The following is a 21,511-nucleotide window of genomic DNA, read 5'->3' as shown; positions in this document are numbered from 1 at the left end:
GGACCCGCGCGGGCCGGCCGCCGGGACCGTCAGAGCTGGGCGAGCCGGCCGGCGACGGCGTCCACGTGCTCGTCCGACTCGGTGAGCGCCACCCGGACGTGCCGGGCACCGGCCGGGCCGTAGAAGACGCCGGCGGCGACCAGGATGCCCCGGCGGGCCAGCCAGTCGACGGTGTCCCAGCAGTCCTCGTCCCGGGTCATCCAGAGGTAGAGCCCCGCCTCGGAGTGCTCGACGGTGAACCCGGCGCCGGTGAACGCGGCGTACAGCTTCTCCCGCCGGACCCGGTAGCGCTCCCGCTGCGCGTCGGCGTGCGCCTGGTCGCCCAGCGCGGCCACCATTGCCGCCTGCACAGGGGCCGGCACGATCATCCCGGCGTGCTTCCGGATCTTGAGCAGCTCGGCCACCAGCGCCGGGTCACCGGCCACGAAGCCGGCCCGGTAGCCGGCCAGGTTGGAGCGCTTGGAGAGCGAGTGCACCGCCAGCACGCCCTCGTACGACCCGCCGCAGACCTCCGGCGAGAGGACCGAGACGGGATCGGCGTCCCAGCCCAGCGGCAGGTAGCACTCGTCGCTCGCGACCACCGAGCCGCGCTCGCGCGCCCAGTCGACGACCTTGCGCAGGTGACGGGCGGGCAGCACCCGACCGGTGGGGTTGCCGGGCGAGTTCACCCAGACCAGCCGGACGCGCGGGTCGGGGCCCAGGGCGGTCAGCGAGTCGCTGCGCACCGTGGTGGCGCCGGCCAGCCGGGCCCCGTCCTCGTACGTCGGGTAGGCGATCGACGGCACCACGACCACGTCTCCGGGGCCGACACCGAGCAGCGTGGGCAGCCAGGCGACCAGCTCCTTGGAGCCGATCGTGGGCAGCACACCGAGCCCGTCGACGCCCGCACCGCAGGCGCGGGCCACCCAGGCCGCGATGGCGTCCCGCAGCGCGGGGGTGCCCGCGGTCAGCGGGTAGCCCGGCGCGTTCGACGCGTCGGCCAGCGCCTGCCGGATCAGCGCCGGCACCGGGTCGACGGGCGTGCCCATCGACAGGTTGATGAGACCGTCCGGGTGCGCCGCGGCCGTCGCGGCCGCGGCGTCCAGGGTGTCCCAGGTGAAGTCGGGCAGCCGCGACGAGACCGGCGCGGGCCGGTTCAGTGGCCCTCTCCGCGCGGCGGCTGCGCGGCCACGAAGGTCGCGTCCTTCTCCACCTTGCCGATCTTGGAGGCGCCGCCCGGCGAGCCCAGGTCCTCGAAGAACTCGTAGTTCGCCCCGGTGTAGTCCTTCCACTGCTCCGGGACGTCGTCCTCGTAGAAGATCGCTTCGACCGGGCAGACCGGCTCACAGGCACCACAGTCGACGCACTCGTCGGGGTGGATGTAGAGCATCCGATTGCCCTCGTAGATGCAGTCGACCGGGCACTCCTCGATGCATGCCTTGTCGAGCACATCCACGCACGGCTCGGCGATGATGTAGGTCACCGGTCTTCTCCTCCGCAAGACTCGTCGCGATCATCCGCGACGGTTAGAGCCTAGTATCTCGCCGGGGAGGGGGTCGATCGTGCTCCGACAGCAGGACGTGGGACACCGGATCGTGGTCCGCCGGATTGTGGGGATTCGCGAAGGCCGACCGCTCTTCTCGGACGCGCTCGGCGAACTGGTCGAGCTGAGCGAGACCCACATCACGCTGGCCACCGACCGGGGCCGGCTGCGGGTCCCGGTGGACCAGGTGCACCGGGCGAAGCGGGTGCCGCCGGCCCGCCGGCCGACCGCCGCCGCCGTCGTCGCGCTGGAGCTGGCCGCCGACGAGGCGTGGCCCGCCCCGGTACGCGGGCGGCTCGGCGACTGGCTGCTGCGCAGCGCCGCGGGCTGGACCGGCCGGGCGAACAGCGCGCTGCCGGTCGGCGACCCGGACCGCCCGCTGCCCGCCGCGCTGGACGCGGTGCAGCGCTGGTACGCCGAGCGCGGCCAGCCCGCGATGGTGAACACCCCGCTGCCGCTGGCCGCGCCGGTCGGCGCCGAGCTGGACGCGCGGGGCTGGACGGCCCGGCCGCCGGTGCTGGTGCAGACCGCGCCGCTCACCGCGCTGCCTCCGGGGCGCCCCGACCTGCCCCCGGTCGGGCTGGCCCCGACGCCCTCGGCCGAGTGGCTGGCGGTGGCCGCCGGCCGCAAGGGTGGGCTGCCCGACGAGGCCCGGCACGTGCTGACCGCCGTGGACCGGATCCGCTTCGCCCACCTGCACGTGGACGGCCGGCTGCTCGCGGTGGGCCGGGGCACGGTCACCGGCGAGGGACGTTGGCTCGGCCTCACGCTGATCGAGGTGCTGCCGGAGGCCCGGCGGCGCGGGTTCGCGGGCGCGGTCATGCGGGCGCTGGCCGACTGGGGCCGCGCGGAGGGCGCCACCCACGCGTTCCTCCAGGTGGAGCAGCGCAACACCGGCGCCGTGGCCCTCTACCAGGGGCTCGGCTTCACCACCCACCACACCTACCTGACCCGCGTCGCCCCGGACTGATCGAAGGGTTCCGGCAGGTCGTCCGGGGTACGGAGAGAGCCGTACCCCGGTGAGGAAGGACCTGCTCGATGGCCAAGCAGCACACGGCGCGGCGCGGCAGCGGCGCGGCGGCGACGAAGAACCAGCCCGGCAACCAGACGCCGAACACCCCCGACATCAACGAGAGCGAGATCGCCCGCCTGAAGGTCGACCAGCTCCGCGACCGGCTCCGCCGACGCGGTGTCACCGGCACGGCGGACATGCGCAAGCCCGACCTGGTCGACGCGCTCGTCCAGGCCCTGCGCGAGGGCCGGAAGACCACCCGTTCACGGGGCGGCTCGGGTTCCGGTCGCGACCGGTCCTCGCCCGCCTCCGGACCCGGCCGGCGCGGCACCGGCGGCCGCCCGGGCACCGCGCCCCGCGGTCGCGGCAACGGCGGGGAGCAGCCGGGCAACCAGACGCCCAACACCCCCGACGTCAACGAGAGCGAGATCGCCCGCCTCACGGTCGACCAGCTCCGCGACCGCCTCCGCCGACGCGGCGTCACCGGCACCGCCGACATGCGCAAGCCCGACCTGGTCGACGCGCTCATCCAGGCCCTGCGCGAGGGCCGCACGACCACCCGGTCCCGCAGCGGCTCCGGCACAGGCGGCAACTCCGGCTCTCGCGGCGGCTCGGGCTCCGGCTCGACCGCGCGCCGGTCGGGTGGTGAGCGGCCCGGCAACCAGACACCGAACACCCCCGACGTCAACGAGAGCGAGATCGCCCGCCTCACGGTCGACCAGCTCCGCGACCGCCTCCGCCGACGCGGCGTCACCGGCACCGCCGACATGCGCAAGCCCGACCTGGTCGACGCGCTCATCCGGGCCCTGCGCGAGGGCCGCAAGACCACCCGTTCCGGCGGCGGCTCGGGCTCGCGGGGCAGCTCCGGCTCGCGAGGCAGCTCCGCCTCTCATGGCAGCTCCGGCTCCAGTGGCAGTTCCGGCTCCCGCAGCAACTCGGGCTCGCGCAGCGGTTCGGGTTCGACCACGCGCCGTGCGGCGACGCCGGCGGGCGCGGCACCGGACGCGACGGAGCTCGCGGAGGTGGAGCGGCGGGCGGCGGAACTGGCGGACGTCGCGCCGCAGGCCCCGGAGGTCGAGGAGATCGAGCGCCGCGCCGCGGAGCTGGAGGGCGCCGGGACGGAGGCGAACCCGTTGCCGGCGCTGCCGGCGGCCCCGGCCGCCCGCACGCCCGCACCGCGGGAGGCGGCGGACGCCGGCGCCGGCGCCCGCGTCCCGGGACGCCGGTCGGGCGCCCACGACGCCGGCGCGGACGCGGGCGACCGGCAGCCGGTCCGGGTCACCGGCGACACCCGTCACGGGGCGTCGACCCTGGCGGCGGCGGACCGGGTGGTGGCCTCGATGGTGCCGCCGGAGGTGGACCGGGTGGACGAGGTGGTCACGCCGGAGGGCACCATGATCACGACCGACGGGGGCCAGGCCGTCGAGTCGGTCGACTCGCCGCCCCTGCCCGGCACGCGGCAGCCACGGCCGTAGCCGGCGCACGACAGCCGCACGCCGCAGCGGACCGATCCCGCCCGGACGCCGCGCCCCCAGGGCCGACGCCGGGCGGGGTCCGCCTCAGCGGCGGACGACCTTGCGGGGCTTTGTCGCCTTCAGCTCGGCGTAGCGCTTGAGCTGGCGGGAGCGGTAGTCGCGGCCCAGCGCGGTGAGGGTCAGGTAGCCGACCAGCACACCGGCCGCGGTGGACGCCAGGTAGAGCCAGATCTGGGCGAAGAAGAGCCCGGCGCCGCCCTCGAACGGGTTCTCGCCGACCAGCAACGGGCCCACGAAGACGGTCAGCGCCAGCGCCGCGACCACCGCGACGGCCAGGTCGCCGGCCCAGTGGCCGGCCGGCCGGTCCGCGCCCCAGCGGAACGCCGTGGCGGCCAGGATCAGCCCGATCACCAGGAACATCACCAGCGAGACCCGGCCGGCGGCGGTGTCGTCGTCCGGGTAGGCGAACTTGATGACCAGCCGGGCCACCACGTTGACCACGAACAACGCTGCCGCCAGCACGCCGACCGCACGCCACCGCTGGAACATCGCACGCCTCCCGCCGTACCGCCCGCCCCCACGGTGGGCTCCTGGCAGAGATATCTACCACCGCAACCTGTGCGGCGTCTGCACCCTCAGCGGACGGCCGGCGGCACCACGATCTGCCGGAAACCCATCACCGCGAAGGTGATCGCGCCCGCCACGATCAGCCCGAGGCCGAGCACGTTGTCGCCGCTGAGCGCGAGATCGCCCTCGACGGTGCGGAAACCGCCCGCGACGATCACCACGAACCAGGGCAGGGCCGGCAGCGCCGCCGCCCAGCGGGTGCCGACCGCCACGTGGGCGAACCAGCTCACCAACACCGTCAGCACCACCGCCGCGGCGATCCCGCCCACCGCCAGGGAGGTGCCGACCAGGGCCTTGCCGGCACCGCCGGACCGGCCCTGGACCACCTCCCAGGCCCAGGTGGCGAAGAGCAGGTCGAGCACCGCGGCGAGGACGCCGGCCCAGACCGCCACCACCCCGCCGGCGACGCGCAGCACGAGGTCGACCGCGCGGCCCGACGGCTCGGGCGGCGCGGCGGGCTCCTGCTCGGGGGCGACCGACATGGGTACGGCGGGCAGCGTCACCGGAGGCCGGCCGCCGTGACCGGGAACCGGTCCGGCCCGTCCAGCGCCAACCCGGCGAAGAGGTCGTCCTCCCAGCCGTACGGGCCGCTGCCCGGGCCCTTCTCGCCGACCGCGAGGGTGAAGTACTCCACCCCCATGAACTCGGCGCCGAAGTTGCCGGCGATCGAGTAGAGCCAGGAGTTGGCCGGGATCTGGGTGGCGTGGGCCCGCATCGCCGCCTCCTTGGCGACGTGCTGGTCGGTGGCGTCGACGCGCGCCGCGATCCCCTCGTCGGGGGTGCCGAAGGGCAGCTCGTCCGCGCTCTCGATGCCGGCGAAGGGGTTGTCCGACGCCTCGGTGAACGCGTCCAGGCCGGCCTCCAGCACGCCGCGCGGCATGGCGGTCCAGTAGACCTTCGCCGGGGCGATGCCCTCGGCGGCGGCCAGTTCCACGCCGCGCATGGCCACCCGGTGCGCCTGGATGTGGTCGGGGTGTCCGTAGAAGCCGTTCGGGTCGTACGTGATCATCACCTGCGGGCGGACCTCGCGGATGACCTCCAGCAGGTAACCGGCGGCCTCGTCGAGGTCGGCCTGCCAGAACGCCCGGGGGTGCTCGTTGGTGGCGAGCCCCATCATCCCCGAGTCGCGGTAGCGGCCCGCGCCGCCGAGGAAGCGGTGGTCGGTGACGCCCAGCGCCGCGCAGGCGGCCGCCAGCTCGCCGATCCGGTAGCCGCCGAGCTGGTCGGCCTCGGCCGCGGCGAGCTGGGCCAGCGCCGGCACGTGGATCTCGCCCTCCTCGCCCAGCGTGCAGGTGACCAGTGTGACGTGCGCGCCGGTGGCGGCGTAGTGCGCCATCGTCGCGCCGGTGCCGATGGACTCGTCGTCGGGGTGCGCGTGGACCAGCAGCAGGCGTCGGTCGGGCAGCGTCGTCACGCCCGTCACTCTAACCGGCGGTCCTGCCCGCTCGGCGCTTACGCGTCCGCCCAGGTCGGCCACATCACGCCCGGCGCGCGCCTACTCTCTACAGGCGTGGACTTTCCCGAGCTGGCCGCCCGCACCCGTCGGTTCAGCCACGGGGCGCCGCGCTCCGTCTCCGTCGCCGACGACGGCTCCCGGGTCATCTTCCTGCGCTCGTCGGGGCCGGAGGACCCGGCCGACGCGCTCTGGCTGCTCGACGTCGCCTCCGGCGAGGAGCACCTCGTCGCCGACCCGGCGGTGCTGCTCGGCACGGACGGCGAACCGGTCGAGCTGGCGCCGGGCGAGCGGGCGCTGCGCGAGCGGCTGCGGCTCAGCGCCGCAGGCATCGGCTCGTACGCCCTGGACGGCGCCGGCCGGGTGGCCGCGTTCGCGCTCGCCGGCCGCCTGTTCCGGGCCGACCTGGTGCACGGCGACGTGGTCGAGGTGGCCGCCGTCGGCCCGGTGATCGACCCGCGTCCCGACCCGACCGGCGAACGGCTGGCCTACGTGACCGACGCCGCCGAGGGCGTACGCCGGGGCCAGCTGCGCGTGGTCGAACCGGACGGCACGGACAACCTGCTCGCCGGCGAGGACAGCGGGGTGACCTGGGGGCTGGCGGAGCACATCGCGGCCGAGGAGTTCGGCCGGTTCCGCGGCTACTGGTGGTCCCCCGACGGGCGCTCGGTGCTGGCCGCGCGGGTGGACGAGTCCCGGCTGGACCGCTGGTACCTGCACGACCCGTCCGACCCGACGAGCCCGCCGACGTCCGTCGCGTACCCCCGTGCGGGTGGGCCGAACGCGGAGGTCAGCCTGCACCTGCTCGACCTCGACGGCGGCTGGGTCGACGTGCACTGGGACCGGGAGACCTACCCGTACCTCACGTCGGTGGACTGGGCCGACGGCGGCCCGCTGATCACCGTGCTGCGGCGGTCGCAGCAGCACGGGCTGGTGCTGGCCGTGGACCCGCGCACCGGGGAGACGCAGGTGCACGCGGAGCTGGCCGACCCGCGCTGGGTGGAGCCCATCCCGGGCACCCCGGCCCATCTGCCCGACGGCCGGGTGCTGGTCGGCGGCGAGCTGGCCCACGACGGGTACGACGCCCGCTGCCTGTTCGCCGACGGCACCCTGCTCACCCCGCCCTCGCTCTACGTGCGGCGGGTGGTGGGCCGGCTGCCGGCCGGCCCGAACTCGGCGGCGGACCTGCTCGTGGAGGCGAGCGAGGGCGAGCCGAGCCAGCGTCACCTCTACCGGGTGCGGACGGCGATCGGCGGCGGGGTGGATGCCCGCCGGATGGGCAGCGACCCCGGCTGGCACACCGCGGCGATCGGCGGCAGCACGCTGGTCGTGGGGGTGGCCTCGCTGGAGCACCCGGGCACCCGGTGGCGGGTCTGGCACGGCGACCGTGAGGTGGGCGAACTGGCCTCGCGCGCGGCGACCCCGCCGTACGCGCCGCGGCCCACGCTGGTCCGGGTGACCGACCGGCGGCTGCCGAGCGCGGTGCTCTACCCCGGTGAGCACGTGAAGGGCACGAAGCTGCCGGTGCTGCTGGACATCTACGGCGGCCCGGGCCACCAGGAGGTGATCGCGGCGCGGGGGGCCTGGCTGGAACGGCAGTGGTGGGCCGAGCAGGGCTTCGCCGTGGTGACCATCGACAACCGGGGCACCCCCGGCATCGCCCCCTCCTTCGAGAAGGCGATCCACCGGCGGGTCGCCGACGTGATCCTGACCGACCAGGTCGACGCGCTGACCGCGCTCGCCGGCAAGCACCCGGACCTGGACCTGGAGCGGGTGGCGGTGCGCGGCTGGTCGTTCGGCGGCTGGCTGGCCGGGCTCGCGGTGCTGCGCCACCCGGAGCTGTTCCGGTGCGCGGTCGTCGGCGCGCCGGTCACCGACTGGACGCTGTACGACACCGCGTACACCGAGCGCTACCTGGGGATGCCGGACGACGGGATGGACGTGTACGCCCACCACTCGCTTGTCGAGCTGGCCGCCGAGCCGGTCGGCGACCCGGCACAGGCCCGGCCCATGCTGCTGGTGCACGGCCTGGTGGACGACAACGTGCTGGCCGCGCACTCGCTGCGGCTCTCGGCGGCGCTGCTGGCCGCCGGCCGGCCGCACGCCGTGCTGCCGCTCACCGGTGCCACCCACATGGCCGCCGGCGGGGTGGCCGAGCGGCTGCTCCGGCTGGAGCTGGACTTCGTCCGCCGGCACCTGTGACGCGCGAGGGCCCCGGCCGGATCGGCCGGGGCCCCGCACGTCAGGCCGTCACTGCTTCACGTAGGCGTTCACGAAGCTGGGCCAGCCGAAGATGCTGCCGATGAAGAGGCCACCGGCCTTCTCGCCGTGCGCGACGGAGACGACCTCGTTGTACAGCGGGACCGCCGGCGCCGACTCCTTCATGAGCTTCTCGTCCACCTTGCTCCACTCCTCGGCCTGCTTGGCCGGGTCGAGCGCGAGCACCCGGTCGAACTCGGCGTTGATGGCGTCGTTGTTGAGCTGGGAGGTGTTGTTGTTGCCCTCGGCCTTGATGGCGCGACCGTCGAAGAGCACCGGCAGGATCGCCGCGCCGCTGGGCCAGTCGGCCGCCCACGAGTCGACCCAGATGTCCCACGGGTTGCTCTTCTTCTTCACGAAGTCGAGGTAGCCGTCCGCAGGGATGGGCTTGATGGTGACGGTGAAGCCGGCCTTCTCCAGGGCGGCCTTGACCTGGGTGGCGGTCTCCTGCTGCCAGGTCTCGTCGCCGGTGCCGAGCACCAGGTTCACGGGCTTGCCGGCGAGCAGCTCCTTCGCCTTCTCCGGGTTGCCGCTCTCACCGGCCGGGTACGCGTCGAACTGCTTGTAGCCGAGCGTGGTCGGCGGCAGGAGGGTGGTGAGCGGCACGGCGCCGTAGGGGCCGCCGAGGTTCTTGGTGATGCTGCTGCGGTCGATCGCGTAGTTGATGGCCTGCCGCACCGACAGGTCGGTGACCCGGGTCGTGTTGATGCTCAGGTGGAACGCGTTCGGCGTGGCGGCGACGATCATCCGCTCCTTGAGCTTGGGGTCGCCGGTGACCTTCGCGATCAGCTCGGACGGCACACCGCCGGTGGCCACGGCCGCGGCGTCGTTGCCGGTGCCGGCGAGGACCCGGTTGGTCTGGGTGGCCTGGTCCGCCCCGAGCGACCAGACGAACTTGTCCGGGTACGCGTGACGCACCGGGTCGGTCGCCGGGTCCCAGTTCGCGTTGCGCTCCAGCACCATCTCCACGCCGGGCGTGATCTTGGTGAACTTGTAGGGGCCGGACGAGAACGGCTGGTTGTCCAGGTTGACGCCGGTGTCCTTGTCCGGCGGCAGCGGCGCGGTGGCCGGCAGCGACACGGCGAACGGCAGGTCACAGCGCGGCTTGTTGAACTCGAAGCGCAGCGTCTGCGCGTCCGGGGTGCTGAGGCCCGGCGGCAACGAGGTCTTGTTGGCCTTGAAGTTCCACTTGGTGTCGTACTGCGGGCTGTCGGCCAGCCATTCCTGGATGTAGGTCGGGCCACCGGTCAGGTCGGGGTCGAACGAGCGGGCGATGCCGTACGCGATCTCCTTGGAGGTGATCGGCCGGCCGTCCTCGAACTTGACGCCCTGCTTGATCTTGAACTCCCAGACCTTGCAGTCGTTGTTGACGTTCTTGCCCGGGGTCTCGGCCAGGTCGCCGACCAGGGTCACGTTGCCCTTGCCGTCGTCCTTGAAGGTGGTGAGGAACCGGGCGTAGAGCTGGCTGCCCATGAGGCCGGCGAACGAGTAGACCCGCTGGGGGTCCAGGTGGGAGATCTTGTTCTCGCGCAGGATGTAGAAGGTCCCGCCCTTGGCCGCGCCGGGAACCTCCGCCGCCGGGCCGAGCGAGTCCTTGGGGTCGGTCGCGATGGCGCCGCTGCGCGGCTTGTTGGTGTCCACGTTGTCGGCGTTGTCGCCGGTGTTCTTGCTGCATGCACTGAGTGCGACCACCAGTGCCATCGCACCGCCCATGGCGGTGGCGAGTCTTGCTCGCATGCTCACTCCTCCGGGTCCGATGAAGAAAAGCTTCGCTCAGCTTTCATCCGCGGTAAATTTCGGGCAGATAACGAATCGACGGCGACACGCGAGCTCAGCCGAGGCGCACCCGCGGGTCGATGTACGCGTAGAGCAGGTCGACCACGATGTTCGCGACGACCACGAAGAGCGCGGAGATCAGCACGGTGGCCATGATGGTCGGTAGATCCCCCTGGCGGACCGCCTCCACGGCGGTACGCCCCAGCCCCTGGATGCCGAACGTCGTCTCGGTGATGACCGTGCCGCCGAGCGCCGCGCCCACGTCGATGCCGGCGATGGTCACGATCGGCGTGATGGCCGCCCGGAGCGCGTGCCGGCCGTAGACCTTGCGTTTCGCCACGCCCTTGGCCCGGGCGGTGCGGACGAAGTCCTCGGAGAGCGTCTCCAGCATCTGCGCCCGGGACAGCCGGGCGTAGATCGCGGAGAAGAGCAGCGCCAGGGTCACCCAGGCCAGCACCAGCCCGCGCGCCCACTCCACCGGGTTGTCGAGGAACGGCACGTACCGCGGCGTGGGCAGGATCTTGAGGGTGTAGACGAAGATCAGCAAGAGCAGGGCGCCGACGAAGTAGAGCTGCAACGAGGCGAAGGTCAGCGTCAGTCCGATCGAGACGCGGTCGAGCAGCGAGCCCCGGCGCAGCGCGGATATCATCCCGAGCCCCACCCCGAGAGCGAGCCAGAGCACGGCCGCGGGAAGCACGATGTTCAACGTCACCGGCAGCACCCGGGCGAAGGTGTCGCTGACCGCCTCGCTGTTGACGTACGAGTAGCCGAGGCAGGGCGCCTCGCACTCGCCGCCCTGGGCACTGCCCAGGTCACGGCCGACGAAGATGCCCTTCATGTAGTTGGCGTACTGCGTCGGCTTCGGGTCGTTCAGCCCCAACTCCGTCCGCACCCGCTCCAGGCGTTCGGCGTTGCAGTTCTTCGGGCACATGCCGGTCACCGGGTCGCGCGGCAGCGCGAAGAACATGAGGAAGCTGACGATGCTCACCGCGAGCAGCACCGAGACCGCCAGCAGCAGCCGCTTCAGCAGGAACCGCACCATGGCGCCGAACCCCTTACCGTGACGACTTCGGATCGAGCGCGTCGCGCAGCGCGTCGCCGAAGAGGTTGAACGCCAGCACGAGCGCGAAGATGGTGATGCCCGGGAAGAAGACGTACGCCGGGTCGGTCTGCAGGTAGTCGATGCTGCGATAGATCATCCGACCGAAGCTGGGCACCGACTCGGGCAGCCCGACACCGAGGAAGGACAGCGCCGCCTCACCGGTCACGTACGACGGCACCGCGAGGGAGAACGCGACCAGGATCGGCGCCCAGATGTTCGGCAGCAACTGCCGGAAGAGCATGTGGCCGAGCCCGGCGCCACTGGCCCGGGCGGCCTCGACGAACTCCCGCTCGCGCAGCGACACCACCTGCCCGCGGACGAGCCGCGCCGTACCGGTCCAGCCGAAGGCGGCGAACACCACGATCAACGTGGCCACCGCGAACCAGGTGGGCACCGCGTCCCGGGGACCGTAGAACCGCAGCGAGAACGTCGGGACCACGGCCAACGCGAAGATGAGGAACGGCATCGCCAGGGCGACGTCGGTGACCCACATGATCACCGAGTCGACCACGCCGCCCAGGTAGCCGGCGACGATGCCGAGCACGACGCCGATCGCCGTGGTGACGACGGCGGCGCCGAGCGCGATCAGCAGCGAGGTGCGGATGCCGAAGATCATCCGGATGAAGATGTCCCGGCCCAGGCCGGGTTCGAGCCCGAACCAGTGGTCGCCGCTGACCCCGCCGACGTAGCCGAGCGGCATGCCGGTGCTGTCCAGCAGGTCGCCGAACTGCTGACTCGGCGACACCCCGTAGAGCCGCTCGAGCAGCGGCGCGGCCACTGCCGCGACGATGAACAGTGCCAGCACGATGCCGCTGACCAGTGCCGTGCGGTCCCGGCGCAGCCGGCTCCAGACCAGTTGGCCGGGCGAGCGCCCGACGAGTCCCTTCTCCTCGGGGCTCTCACCGCTGGACTCGATCTCGGCGAGCGCCACGCCCTCGACAGGGGACAGGCTCATTTCGACACCTCCTCGGCGGTCACGGCGACCGGTCCGGCGCCCTGGCTGATCGTTCCCGTCTCCGGGAAGTGGCAGGCGGTCGCTTGCCTACCGCCGTCCCGGGGCACCAGGGCGGGTTCGTCGGTGGCGCAGCGTTCCTGGGCTTTCCAGCAGCGGGTGCGGAAGCGGCAGCCCGACGGCGGGTTGAGTGGGGTGGGCACGTCGCCGGTGAGCCGGATGCGCCCGGCGGGCCCGAGGGTGGTGACGTCGGGGATCGCGGACAGCAGGGCCCGGGTGTAGGGGTGCTGGGGGCGGGTGTAGATGTCGTCGCGGTCGCCGATCTCGACGATTGTGCCGAGGTACATGACGGCGACGCGGTGGCAGAAGTGCCGCACGACGGCCAGGTCGTGGGCGATGAAGACGAAGGCCAGGTCGAGGTCGCGTTGCAGGTCGCGTAGCAGGTTGATGACCTGGGCCTGGATCGACACGTCGAGCGCGCTCACGGGTTCGTCGGCGACGATCAGCTTCGGCCGCAGGGCCAGGGCGCGGGCGATGCCGATGCGTTGGCGTTGCCCGCCGGAGAACTCGTGGGGGTAGCGGTTGTAGTGCTCCGGGTTCAACCCGACCAGCTCCAGCAACTCCTGGACCCGCTTCTTGATCCCGCCCGGCGGGTTGATCCCGTTGACCTGCAACGGCATGGCCACGATCCGCCCGACGGTGTGCCGCGGGTTCAGCGACGCGTACGGGTCCTGGAAGATGATCTGCAGGTCCTGCCGCAACGGCCGCAACGCACCCCGCCGGGCGTGCGTGATGTCCCGCCCCGCGAACTCGATCCTGCCGGAGGTCGGCTCCAGCAACCGCACCAGCATCCGACCGGTGGTGGTCTTCCCACAGCCGGACTCCCCCACCAGACCGAGGGTCTCGCCGGGGCGGACGTCGAAGTCCAGGCCGTCGACCGCCCGGACGGCGCCCTTGGCGCGGAAGCCCTCGCGCACCGGGAAGTGCTTGGTCAGCCCCCGCACGCGCAGCAGCGGCTCGGTCTCGGTGCTCATCGGGCCACTCCCACCTGGGCGATGTCCTGCTGGTAGAGCCGGGTGCGCTCCTCGGCCGGCAGGTGGCAGGCCACGAGGTGCCCCGCCTCCCCGGCCGCCCGCAGCTCGGGCACCTCGGTGCGGGAGCGGTCACCGTTGCGGCCGGCATACCGGCAGCGGGGATGGAACGCGCACCCCGACGGCAGATTGATCAACGACGGCGGGTTGCCCTTGATCGGGATCAGGTCCGCGTCGGCGTCGCCGTGCAACGACGGCACACTCGACAACAACCCCCACGTGTACGGATGCTGCGGCCGCCGCAACACCTGCTCCACACTCCCGTGCTCAACCGCCCGACCCCCGTACATCACCAGCACGTCATCAGCCACCTGGCTGACCACGCCCAGGTCGTGGGTGATCAGGATGATCGCCGACCGGAACTCCGCCTGGAGATCGCTGAGCAGATCCAGGATCTGCGCCTGCACCGTCACATCCAACGCCGTGGTCGGCTCATCGGCGATCAACAGATCCGGATCGTTCACCAGCGCCATCGCGATCATCGCCCGCTGCCGCATACCCCCGGAGAACTCGTGCGGATACTGATCGAACCGCTTCCCCGGCTGCGGAATCCCCACCCGACCCAACATGTCCACCGCCCGGGTCCGCGCCTCCCGCTTCCCCGCCCGCGGGTGGTGCACCCGGTACGCCTCCGCGATCTGCTTCCCCACCGTGTAGTACGGGTGCAGCGCCGACAGCGGATCCTGGAAGATCATCGCCATGTCCCGGCCCCGCAGCCGCCGCACCTCCTCCTCCGGCAGCCCCACCACCTGACGACCACCCACCGAGATCTCCCCGGTGATGGTGGCCCGTTTGGCGTTGTGCAGACCCAGGATCGCCAGCGACGTGACGCTCTTGCCCGACCCCGACTCCCCCACGATGCCCAGCGTGCGACCGCGCTCCACCGAGAACGACACCCCGTCCACCGCGCGAACCACGCCGTCCTCGGTGTCGAACCGCACCCGCAGGTCCGTGACCTGGAGATAGGGGCCCTCGCCGGAGCGCTGCTCCGGCACCTCGGGACGGTCCGGCTCCCCGGACGGCACCGACTCCGACCTGCCCATGACCGCCTCCCTCAGTGGTGAAGAGAACCTACAGCAAACTCCTGGAGGCGAAAATAAGCTACAAGCGGCGGCCTGTCAGCGGCCTGAGCGTAACGACTGGGTTTCCGACCTGAACAGTCCTCACCTGGGACATTCACGGCGACCACTTGTCGAGTCGTTGGCCAGCCGGCTCGGTGCTCAAGCTGACGGAGGCGGTGCGGGAGACGATCCGACCGAACGATCTCGTCTCCTGACGGATGTCGGGCCGGTCGCCTAGGGTCGGCGCATGACGGGATTCGACGCGGCGACAGCCGCCGTCCAGGCCGCCCTCGACGCGGGAGCCCGGTACGCGGACGCGCGGGTGATGCACCGCCGCTACGAGTCGATGTCGGCCCGGAACGGGGACATCGAGGAGCTGACCCAGGACGAGAGCATCGGGCTGGGCGTCCGCGCCCTGGTCGGGTCGAGTTGGGGCTTCCACGCCGTACCCGAGCTGTCGGACGCCGCGGCGCGCGACGCCGGCCGGCGCGCCGCGGCGATCGCCACCGCGAGCGCGCGGGTCCCCGGCCCGCCGATCGACCTGGTCGCGGTCGAGGCGACGGTGGCGAGCTGGGCCTCGACCTGCGAGGTCGACCCGCTCGGCGTGCCGCTCACCGACAAGGGCGATCTGCTGGTACGCGCCACGGCGACGATGCGGGAGCACGGCGCCGACCTGGCCGAGGGGCTCTACCAGATCTGGGACACCACCAAGTGGTTCGTCTCCAGCGAGGGGCACCGCATCGACCAGCGCATCCGGGAGTGCGGCGGCGGCATCTCGGCCACCTCGATCGGCGACGGCGAGACACAGCGCCGCTCCTATCCGAGCTACCGCGGGCAGTACGGCACCACCGGCTGGGAACTTGTCACGTCGCTCGACCTGGCCGCACACGCCGCCCGCATCGCCGAGGAGTCCCGCGAGCTGCTCACCGCCCCGGAGTGCCCCTCCGGCGAGACCGACCTCATCCTCGGCGGCGAGCAGCTCGCCCTCCAGATCCACGAGTCGGTCGGGCACGCCATCGAGCTGGACCGGATCCTCGGCTGGGAGGCCGCCTTCGCCGGCACGTCCTGGCTGGACCTGAGCCGGCTCGGCACGCTGCGGTACGGCTCGGAGCTCATGAACGTCACCATCGACCCGACGATCCCCGGCGCGTTGGGCAGCTTCGGCTTCGACGACGAGGGCTCCCCGGCGGCCAGGCGGGACGCGGTCCGCGAGGGGCGCTGGGTGGGGGTGCTCGCCGGCCGTGACTCGGCCGCCGTCGCGGGCCTCGACTACGGCGGCAGCGTACGGGCGGACGGCTGGGCCCGGCTGCCCATGGTGCGGATGACGAACGTGGGCCTGGAGCCGGGCCCGCACACGCTCGACGAGATCATCGCCGCCACCGACGACGGGGTGCTCATGGACATCAACCGGTCCTGGTCGATCGACGACAAGCGGCTCAACTTCCAGTTCGGCTGCGAGGTCGGCTGGGAGGTGAAGAAGGGCCGGCGGGGGCGGATGCTGCGCAACCCGACCTACACCGGGATCGGGCCGGTGTTCTGGCGCTCCATGGACATGCTCTCGTCCGAGATCGTGCCGTGGGGCACGCCGAACTGCGGCAAGGGCCAGCCCGGCCAGACCGGGCACACCGGCCATCCGGCCGCGCCGGCCCGCTTCCGCGACGTCCGGGTGGGGGTGCGGGCATGACCGAGGTGGACCTCGCCGGCCGTGTGGTCGAGCTGGTCCGGCGGCTGGCCGGGCCGGGCGCCGAGGCCGAGGTGGTGGTGACCCGGGCCGACCTGGCGCTGACCCGGTTCGCCAACTCGTTCATCCACCAGAACGTCGCCGAGTCGGGCACCACGGTCCGGCTCCGGCTGCACGCCGACGGCCGGACGGCCGCGGGCAGCGGCAGCCTGGTCGACCCCGACGGGTTGACCGCGCTTGTCGAGCGCACCCTCTCCGCGGCGCGGCTCTGCCCGCCGGACCCGGCCTGGCCGGGGCTCACCCCGCCCACGCCGGTCCCGTCCGGCGCGGCCGTCGACGAGGCCACCGCGGCCGCCTCGCCCGACGAGCGGGCCGCCCGGGTACGCGCCTTCGTGGACGCGGTCGACGGGCTGGAGGCGGCCGGCTACTGCCGGACGGCGTACCGGTCCGGGGCGTTCGCCAACTCGGCCGGACACTCCGCGGTGGGGCGGGCGGCCGAGGCGGCCATGGACGGCATCGCCCGGGCCGGCGGCGCCGACGGGGTGGCCCGGCAGTCCGCCGACCGTCTCGCCGACCTCGACGGCGGAGCCCTCGGCGCGCGGGCGGCGGCGAAGGCGCGGGCCGCGGCCGACCCGGTCGAGCTGCCCCCGGGCCGCTACGAGGTGGTGCTCGAACCCGCCGCCGTGGCCGACCTCCTCCAGAACCTCGCCTGGTACGGCTTCAACGGCAAGCGGTACGCCGAGCGGCAGTCCTTCGCCGAGCCGGGCGCCGCCCAGTTCGACCCGGCGGTGACCCTGGTGGACGACCCGCCGCACGCCTCCGGGCTGCCGTACGACCTGGAGGGCACACCCCGGCGGGCGCTGCCGCTGGTCGAGGCGGGCACCACCCGCGCGGTGGCGCACGACCGGCGCAGCGGCGCCGAGGCGGGCACCGGGTCCACCGGGCACGGGATGGTCGGCGCGTCGACCTTCGGGCCGCTGCCGCACAACCTCCGCCTGCTGCCGACCGGCGCCCCGACGGGGGTGGCCGCCGGGCAGCTCAGCGCCGGGGTGACCGGCGCGGTGGCCGACCCGGACACCGCGGCGCTGGTCGCCGGGATGGCACGGGGGTTGCTGGTCAGCGATTTCTGGTACACCCGGGTGCTCGATCCGAAGCAACTGGTGGTCACCGGGCTGACCCGCAACGGCGTGTGGCTGGTGGAGGACGGGGTGCCCACCCGGGCGGTGCGGGACTTCCGGTTCACCGAGTCGTACCCGCGGGCGTTGGGTCCGGGCCGGGTGCTCGGCCTCGGGCGGGCGCCGGTCCGTCAACCGGACCGGATGGACGGCTCCTGGTGGGAGGCTCCGGCGCTGCGGCTGGCGTCCTGGAACTTCACCGGTGGCGCCTCCGGCTGACGGCTCAAGATATTGATCTTGGTTCGGGTCTTTCCAACCTCCCGGACACACGGGACACTGCGTTGCGCGGCCGCGCCGCGAAGATCGGCGTAACGTGTGTCACTTAGCTGCGCCGGTTCGCCGGTGCGGCCTGTGCGTGCGCAAGACGTGGCAGTGGACGCGGTCTCGCCGGTCCGCTGACCGGTATGGAAGGTGTGATCCGCCGCCCTCGCGAAGGGCGCCGTCAGGGAGACGACTCGAATGACATCAACGGCAACGAGGCCGCGAGGGGCGCGGGCACGCGCCGCGATAGCGGCCAAGACGTTGCGGACCGACCGCTGGTGGTTCGCGCCACTGATCACCGTCGTCGGGCTCAGCGCCTGGGTCATCTACGCGACCGTCCGGGTCTTCATGCACAAGTGGTACTGGGTGGACCAGTACCACTACCTGACGCCGTTCTACTCCCCCTGCGTCACCGAGCGGTGCGTCGAGGGCTCCTCGCACTTCGGCAGCTTCCTGCCGGGCTGGTGGATCATCCCGGACGCGGCGCTGACCCTGCCGTTCCTGCTGCTGTTCCGGCTCACCTGCTACTACTACCGCAAGGCGTACTACCGGTCGTTCTGGCTGTCGCCGCCGGCCTGCGCCGTGCCGGACGGGCACCAGGCGTACGGCGGGGAGACCCGGTTCCCGCTGCTCGGCCAGAACCTGCACCGCTACTTCTTCTACGCCGCCGCGATCATCTCGCTGATCAACACCTACGACGCCATCTACGCGTTCCACTCGCCCAAGGGCTTCGGCTTCGGCCTGGGGAACATCGTCCTGCTGGTCAACGTGGTGATGCTCTGGGCGTACACCATCTCCTGCCACTCCTGCCGGCACATCATCGGCGGGCGGCTCAAGCACTTCTCCAAGCACCCGCTGCGCTACCGGGCCTGGACCGGCGTGTCCTGGCTGAACGTCCGGCACATGCAGCTCGCCTGGATCACCCTCGGCACCCTGGCGCTGACCGACTTCTACGTCATGGCGGTGGCGGCCGGCTGGTTCAACGACCTGCGGTTCATCAACTGAGAGCCTGGACATGACTGAGACGCGAATCGAACGACACCACTACGACGTCGTCGTGATCGGGGCCGGCGGCGCCGGCCTGCGCGCGGCGATCGAGGCCCGGCTGGCCGGCAAGAAGACCGCGATCATCTCGAAGTCGCTGTTCGGCAAGGCGCACACGGTGATGGCCGAGGGTGGCGCGGCGGCCGCCATGGGCAACGTGAACTCCCGGGACAACTGGCAGGTCCACTTCCGGGACACCATGCGCGGCGGCAAGTTCCTCAACAACTTCCGGATGGCCGAGCTGCACGCGAAGGAGTCGCCGCAGCGGATCTGGGAGCTGGAGACGTACGGGGCGCTCTTCGACCGCACCAAGGACGGGAAGATCTCCCAGCGCAACTTCGGTGGCCACGAGTACCCGCGGCTGGCGCACGTCGGCGACCGGACCGGCCTGGAGCTGATCCGCACCCTCCAGCAGAAGATCGTCTCGCTCCAGCAGGAGGACAAGCGGGAGCTCGGCGACTACGAGGCCCGGATCCGGGTCTTCTCCGAGACCACCATCACCGAGCTGCTGCTCGACGGCGACCGCGTCGCCGGCGCGTTCGGCTACTACCGCGAGTCCGGCGAGTTCATCCTCTTCGAGGCCCCGGCCGTGGTCCTCGCGACGGGCGGCGTCGGGCGCTCCTACAAGGTCACCTCGAACTCCTGGGAGTACACCGGGGACGGTCACGCCCTCGCGCTGCGCGCCGGCGCGACGCTTATCAACATGGAGTTCCTCCAGTTCCACCCGACCGGCATGGTCTGGCCGCCCTCGGTGAAGGGCATCCTGGTCACCGAGTCGGTCCGCGGCGACGGCGGGGTGCTGAAGAACTCCGAGGGCAAGCGGTTCATGTTCGACTACGTCCCCGACGTGTTCCGCAAGCAGTACGCGGACAACGAGGCCGAGGCGGACCGCTGGTACAAGGACCCGGACAACAACCGGCGCCCGCCGGAGCTGCTTCCCCGCGACGAGGTCGCCCGCGCCATCAACAGCGAGGTCAAGGCCGGTCGGGGCACGCCGGCCGGCGGCGTCTTCCTGGACATCGCCTCCCGGCTGCCGGCCGAGGAGATCCGCCGCCGGCTGCCCTCGATGTACCACCAGTTCAAGGAGCTGGCCGACGTCGACATCACCAAGGAGCCCATGGAGGTCGGCCCGACCTGCCACTACGTGATGGGCGGCGTCGAGGTGGACCCGGACTCCGGCGCGGCGTACGGCACCGTGCGCGGTCTCTTCGCCGCCGGTGAGGTCTCCGGCGGCATGCACGGCTCCAACCGGCTCGGCGGCAACTCACTGTCGGACCTGCTGGTCTTCGGCAAGCGGGCGGGCGGCCACGCCGCCTCGTACGCCGATCAGCTCACCTCGCGCCCGGCGGTGTCGGTGAGGGCGGTGGAGGCCGCGGTGGAGACGGCGCTGGCCCCGCTCCAGCGGGACACCGGCGAGAGCCCGTACACCCTCCAGCAGGACCTCCAGGCGGTGATGGGCGATCTCGTCGGCATCATCCGGCGGGAGGGCGAGCTTGTCGACGCGCTGGCCCGGCTGGCCGAGCTGCGCGAGCGGGTGGCCAAGGTGAGCGCGGCCGGCGGCCGGCGCTACAACCCGGGCTGGCACCTCGCCCTGGACCTGCGCAACATGCTGGTGGTCTCCGAGTGCACCGCGAAGGCCGCGCTGGAGCGGCAGGAGTCGCGCGGCGGGCACACGCGGGAGGACTACCCGGGCATGGACCCGAAGTGGCGGCGGGTCAACCTGGTCTGCTCGCTCGACGGCGACGCGGTCCGGCTGACCCAGAAGCCGCTGCCGAAGATGCGCCCGGAGCTGATCTCCCTGTTCGACCGGGCCGAGCTGGCCAAGTACCTGACCGACGAGGAACTCGCCGAGTTCGACGCCCTCACCGAGGAGGCGGGCAACTGATGGGAACCAAGCGACCCTTCCGCATCTGGCGGGGCGACGAGAACGGCGGCGACCTGCAGGACTACACCGTCGAGGTGAACGAGGGCGAGGTCGTCCTCGACGTGATCCACCGGCTCCAGGCCACCGACGCGCCGGACCTGGCGTGCCGGTGGAACTGCAAGGCCGGCAAGTGCGGCTCCTGCTCCATGGAGATCAACGGCAAGCCCCGGCTGAGCTGCATGACCCGGATGTCGACGTTCGAGGAGGGCGAGACCGTCACGGTCACGCCGCTGCGCACCTTCCCGGTCATCCGGGACCTGGTCACCGACGTCTCGTTCAACTACGAGAAGGCGCGGGAGACCCCGGCGTTCGCGCCGCCGGCCGACGTGGCACCCGGCGACTACCGGATGCAGCAGGTCGACGTCGAGCGCTCGCAGGAGTTCCGCAAGTGCATCGAGTGCTTCCTCTGCCAGAACGTCTGCCACGTGATCCGCGACCACGAGGAGAACAAGCAGGCGTTCTCCGGTCCCCGGTTCTTCATCCGGGCCGCCGAGCTGGACATGCACCCGCTCGACGCGAAGACCGACCGCAAGGAGTACGCGCAGTCCGAGATGGGTCTCGGCTTCTGCAACATCACCAAGTGCTGCACCGAGGTCTGCCCCGAGCACATCAAGATCACCGACAACGGGATCATCCCCATGAAGGAGCGGGTCGTCGACCGCAGGTACGATCCCCTTGTGTGGCTTGGTAGCAAGATCTTCCGGAGGGGTCAGGTGCCTCAGACCAGCGTGACCAGCGGGCATTCGAGCGGCGCCGTGACCGCCAGCGCCGCCCACGGCGGGGTGCACTCGCACGCCGGCGGCTCGCACGACGCGGTGGCCGAGCGGCAGGCGCAGCAGGGCGTCAACTGGCACCGCGAGGTGCCGCACCCGACCGCCCCCGCGGTCGACGTCAACGGCAAGCTGCCGCTGACCGAACTGACCTTCGACCGGGCCGCCGCGCCGTCGCCGTTCGGCGACGACGTGACCTTCCCGCTGCCGCCGGAGCACCTGAACTTCGCCCACCCGCAGCAGGACGAGCCGAAGCACTGAGCAGCACGCCGACAACGATGACGGGGGCCGCGGCACATGCCGCCGGCCCCCGTCCCGTTTCCGCC

General features: G+C 72.3%; 18 protein-coding genes. 8 read left to right on the top strand and 10 right to left on the bottom strand.

Features of this window, described 5'->3' with window-relative positions; translation table 11 throughout:
• Nucleotides 1–29: 29 nt before the first annotated feature.
• The gene (dapC, locus tag GA0070603_RS24455) at nt 30–1,139 is read right to left on the bottom strand and encodes a succinyldiaminopimelate transaminase (RefSeq protein ID WP_091322277.1); all 1,110 of its coding nucleotides are present in this window, start codon (nt 1,137–1,139) and stop codon (nt 30–32) included.
• Entirely contained in the window at nt 1,136–1,462 is a 327-nt protein-coding gene (gene fdxA, locus GA0070603_RS24450) for a ferredoxin (RefSeq protein WP_007464872.1), read from the bottom strand. The genes dapC and fdxA overlap by 4 nt, the downstream gene beginning before the upstream one ends.
• 79 nt (nt 1,463–1,541) lie before the next feature.
• On the opposite strand from fdxA, the gene GA0070603_RS24445 reads away from it, so the two are divergent.
• Together GA0070603_RS24445 and GA0070603_RS24440 are read left to right on the top strand one after the other, a co-directional pair.
• Nucleotides 1,542–2,492 (top strand): GNAT family N-acetyltransferase, encoded by a 951-nt coding sequence (locus tag GA0070603_RS24445; RefSeq protein ID WP_091318353.1) that lies wholly within the window; start codon nt 1,542–1,544, stop codon nt 2,490–2,492.
• Nucleotides 2,493–2,560: 68 nt separating this feature from the next.
• Nucleotides 2,561–4,009 carry a hypothetical protein gene (locus GA0070603_RS24440; RefSeq protein ID WP_091318351.1) on the top strand — a complete coding sequence of 483 codons (1,449 nt, stop codon included), beginning with the start codon at nt 2,561–2,563 and terminating at the stop codon, nt 4,007–4,009.
• Between the two features lie 84 nt (nt 4,010–4,093).
• On the opposite strand, the gene GA0070603_RS24435 is transcribed toward GA0070603_RS24440, so the two are convergent.
• The 3 genes from GA0070603_RS24435 to mshB all read right to left on the bottom strand — a co-directional run bounded on the left by GA0070603_RS24435 (nt 4,094) and on the right by mshB (nt 6,059).
• Nucleotides 4,094–4,558, bottom strand: a complete 465-nt coding sequence (locus tag GA0070603_RS24435) for a hypothetical protein (protein ID WP_091318348.1) — start codon at nt 4,556–4,558, stop codon at nt 4,094–4,096.
• Nucleotides 4,559–4,644: 86 nt separating this feature from the next.
• On the bottom strand, nt 4,645–5,118 hold the full coding sequence (locus GA0070603_RS24430; RefSeq protein WP_208863072.1) for a hypothetical protein: 474 nt from the start codon (nt 5,116–5,118) through the stop codon (nt 4,645–4,647).
• 17 nt (nt 5,119–5,135) lie between these two features.
• On the bottom strand, nt 5,136–6,059 hold the full coding sequence (gene mshB, locus GA0070603_RS24425; protein WP_208862946.1) for an N-acetyl-1-D-myo-inositol-2-amino-2-deoxy-alpha-D-glucopyranoside deacetylase: 924 nt from the start codon (nt 6,057–6,059) through the stop codon (nt 5,136–5,138).
• An 87-nt stretch (nt 6,060–6,146) separates the two neighbouring features.
• On the opposite strand from mshB, the gene GA0070603_RS24420 reads away from it, so the two are divergent.
• On the top strand, nt 6,147–8,291 hold the full coding sequence (locus GA0070603_RS24420) for a S9 family peptidase (RefSeq protein ID WP_091318341.1): 2,145 nt from the start codon (nt 6,147–6,149) through the stop codon (nt 8,289–8,291).
• A 48-nt stretch (nt 8,292–8,339) separates the two neighbouring features.
• Here GA0070603_RS24420 and GA0070603_RS24415 read toward each other — a convergent pair whose 3' ends face one another.
• From GA0070603_RS24415 to GA0070603_RS24395, 5 genes are all read right to left on the bottom strand, one after another.
• Nucleotides 8,340–10,085 (bottom strand): ABC transporter substrate-binding protein, encoded by a 1,746-nt coding sequence (locus GA0070603_RS24415; protein ID WP_091318338.1) that lies wholly within the window; start codon nt 10,083–10,085, stop codon nt 8,340–8,342.
• 94 nt (nt 10,086–10,179) lie between these two features.
• On the bottom strand, nt 10,180–11,166 hold the full coding sequence (locus tag GA0070603_RS24410) for an ABC transporter permease (protein WP_091318336.1): 987 nt from the start codon (nt 11,164–11,166) through the stop codon (nt 10,180–10,182).
• A gap of 13 nt (nt 11,167–11,179) precedes the next feature.
• Nucleotides 11,180–12,181, bottom strand: coding sequence for an ABC transporter permease (locus GA0070603_RS24405; RefSeq protein WP_091318334.1), 1,002 nt, complete (start codon nt 12,179–12,181; stop codon nt 11,180–11,182).
• The gene (locus tag GA0070603_RS24400) at nt 12,178–13,212 is read right to left on the bottom strand and encodes an ABC transporter ATP-binding protein (protein WP_091318331.1); all 1,035 of its coding nucleotides are present in this window, start codon (nt 13,210–13,212) and stop codon (nt 12,178–12,180) included. Before GA0070603_RS24400 ends, GA0070603_RS24405 begins: the two co-directional genes overlap by 4 nt.
• Nucleotides 13,209–14,312: an ABC transporter ATP-binding protein gene (locus GA0070603_RS24395; RefSeq protein WP_091318328.1), complete on the bottom strand. Its 1,104-nt coding sequence runs from the start codon at nt 14,310–14,312 to the stop codon at nt 13,209–13,211. The genes GA0070603_RS24400 and GA0070603_RS24395 overlap by 4 nt, the downstream gene beginning before the upstream one ends.
• A gap of 265 nt (nt 14,313–14,577) precedes the next feature.
• On the opposite strand from GA0070603_RS24395, the gene GA0070603_RS24390 reads away from it, so the two are divergent.
• The 5 genes from GA0070603_RS24390 to GA0070603_RS24370 all read left to right on the top strand — a co-directional run bounded on the left by GA0070603_RS24390 (nt 14,578) and on the right by GA0070603_RS24370 (nt 21,446).
• Nucleotides 14,578–16,014, top strand: a complete 1,437-nt coding sequence (locus GA0070603_RS24390) for a TldD/PmbA family protein (RefSeq protein WP_091318326.1) — start codon at nt 14,578–14,580, stop codon at nt 16,012–16,014.
• Nucleotides 16,011–17,405 carry a TldD/PmbA family protein gene (locus GA0070603_RS24385; protein WP_091318324.1) on the top strand — a complete coding sequence of 465 codons (1,395 nt, stop codon included), beginning with the start codon at nt 16,011–16,013 and terminating at the stop codon, nt 17,403–17,405. The genes GA0070603_RS24390 and GA0070603_RS24385 overlap by 4 nt, the downstream gene beginning before the upstream one ends.
• Nucleotides 17,406–17,645: 240 nt before the next feature.
• Nucleotides 17,646–18,452 (top strand): succinate dehydrogenase subunit SdhC, encoded by an 807-nt coding sequence (locus tag GA0070603_RS24380; RefSeq protein WP_091318321.1) that lies wholly within the window; start codon nt 17,646–17,648, stop codon nt 18,450–18,452.
• Between the two features lie 10 nt (nt 18,453–18,462).
• The gene (locus GA0070603_RS24375) at nt 18,463–20,376 is read left to right on the top strand and encodes a fumarate reductase/succinate dehydrogenase flavoprotein subunit (protein WP_091318318.1); all 1,914 of its coding nucleotides are present in this window, start codon (nt 18,463–18,465) and stop codon (nt 20,374–20,376) included.
• Nucleotides 20,376–21,446 (top strand): succinate dehydrogenase/fumarate reductase iron-sulfur subunit, encoded by a 1,071-nt coding sequence (locus GA0070603_RS24370; RefSeq protein ID WP_091318316.1) that lies wholly within the window; start codon nt 20,376–20,378, stop codon nt 21,444–21,446. The genes GA0070603_RS24375 and GA0070603_RS24370 overlap by 1 nt, the downstream gene beginning before the upstream one ends.
• The last annotated feature ends 65 nt before the right edge of the window (nt 21,447–21,511 follow it).

This window comes from Micromonospora chersina (assembly GCF_900091475.1).
In the GTDB taxonomy this organism is placed as follows: Bacteria; Actinomycetota; Actinomycetes; order Mycobacteriales; family Micromonosporaceae; genus Micromonospora; species Micromonospora chersina.
The sequence above is the reverse complement of the archived record's forward strand: the minus strand, read 5'-3'. Positions and strand labels throughout refer to the sequence as shown.

Bases quoted from the DNA above. Each gene is read 5' to 3' on its own strand.
- GA0070603_RS24430 (WP_208863072.1), bottom strand. From the start codon at position 5,118: ATGTCGGTCGCCCCCGAGCAGGAGCCCGCCGCGCCGCCCGAGCCGTCG.
- GA0070603_RS24440 (WP_091318351.1), top strand. From the start codon at position 2,561: ATGGCCAAGCAGCACACGGCGCGGCGCGGCAGCGGCGCGGCGGCGACG.
- GA0070603_RS24410 (WP_091318336.1), bottom strand. From the start codon at position 11,166: ATGGTGCGGTTCCTGCTGAAGCGGCTGCTGCTGGCGGTCTCGGTGCTG.
- GA0070603_RS24380 (WP_091318321.1), top strand. From the start codon at position 17,646: ATGACATCAACGGCAACGAGGCCGCGAGGGGCGCGGGCACGCGCCGCG.
- GA0070603_RS24415 (WP_091318338.1), bottom strand. From the start codon at position 10,085: ATGCGAGCAAGACTCGCCACCGCCATGGGCGGTGCGATGGCACTGGTG.
- GA0070603_RS24385 (WP_091318324.1), top strand. From the start codon at position 16,011: ATGACCGAGGTGGACCTCGCCGGCCGTGTGGTCGAGCTGGTCCGGCGG.
- GA0070603_RS24390 (WP_091318326.1), top strand. From the start codon at position 14,578: ATGACGGGATTCGACGCGGCGACAGCCGCCGTCCAGGCCGCCCTCGAC.
- GA0070603_RS24370 (WP_091318316.1), top strand. From the start codon at position 20,376: ATGGGAACCAAGCGACCCTTCCGCATCTGGCGGGGCGACGAGAACGGC.
- GA0070603_RS24375 (WP_091318318.1), top strand. From the start codon at position 18,463: ATGACTGAGACGCGAATCGAACGACACCACTACGACGTCGTCGTGATC.
- GA0070603_RS24400 (WP_091318331.1), bottom strand. From the start codon at position 13,212: ATGAGCACCGAGACCGAGCCGCTGCTGCGCGTGCGGGGGCTGACCAAG.
- GA0070603_RS24435 (WP_091318348.1), bottom strand. From the start codon at position 4,558: ATGTTCCAGCGGTGGCGTGCGGTCGGCGTGCTGGCGGCAGCGTTGTTC.
- GA0070603_RS24405 (WP_091318334.1), bottom strand. From the start codon at position 12,181: ATGAGCCTGTCCCCTGTCGAGGGCGTGGCGCTCGCCGAGATCGAGTCC.
- GA0070603_RS24395 (WP_091318328.1), bottom strand. From the start codon at position 14,312: ATGGGCAGGTCGGAGTCGGTGCCGTCCGGGGAGCCGGACCGTCCCGAG.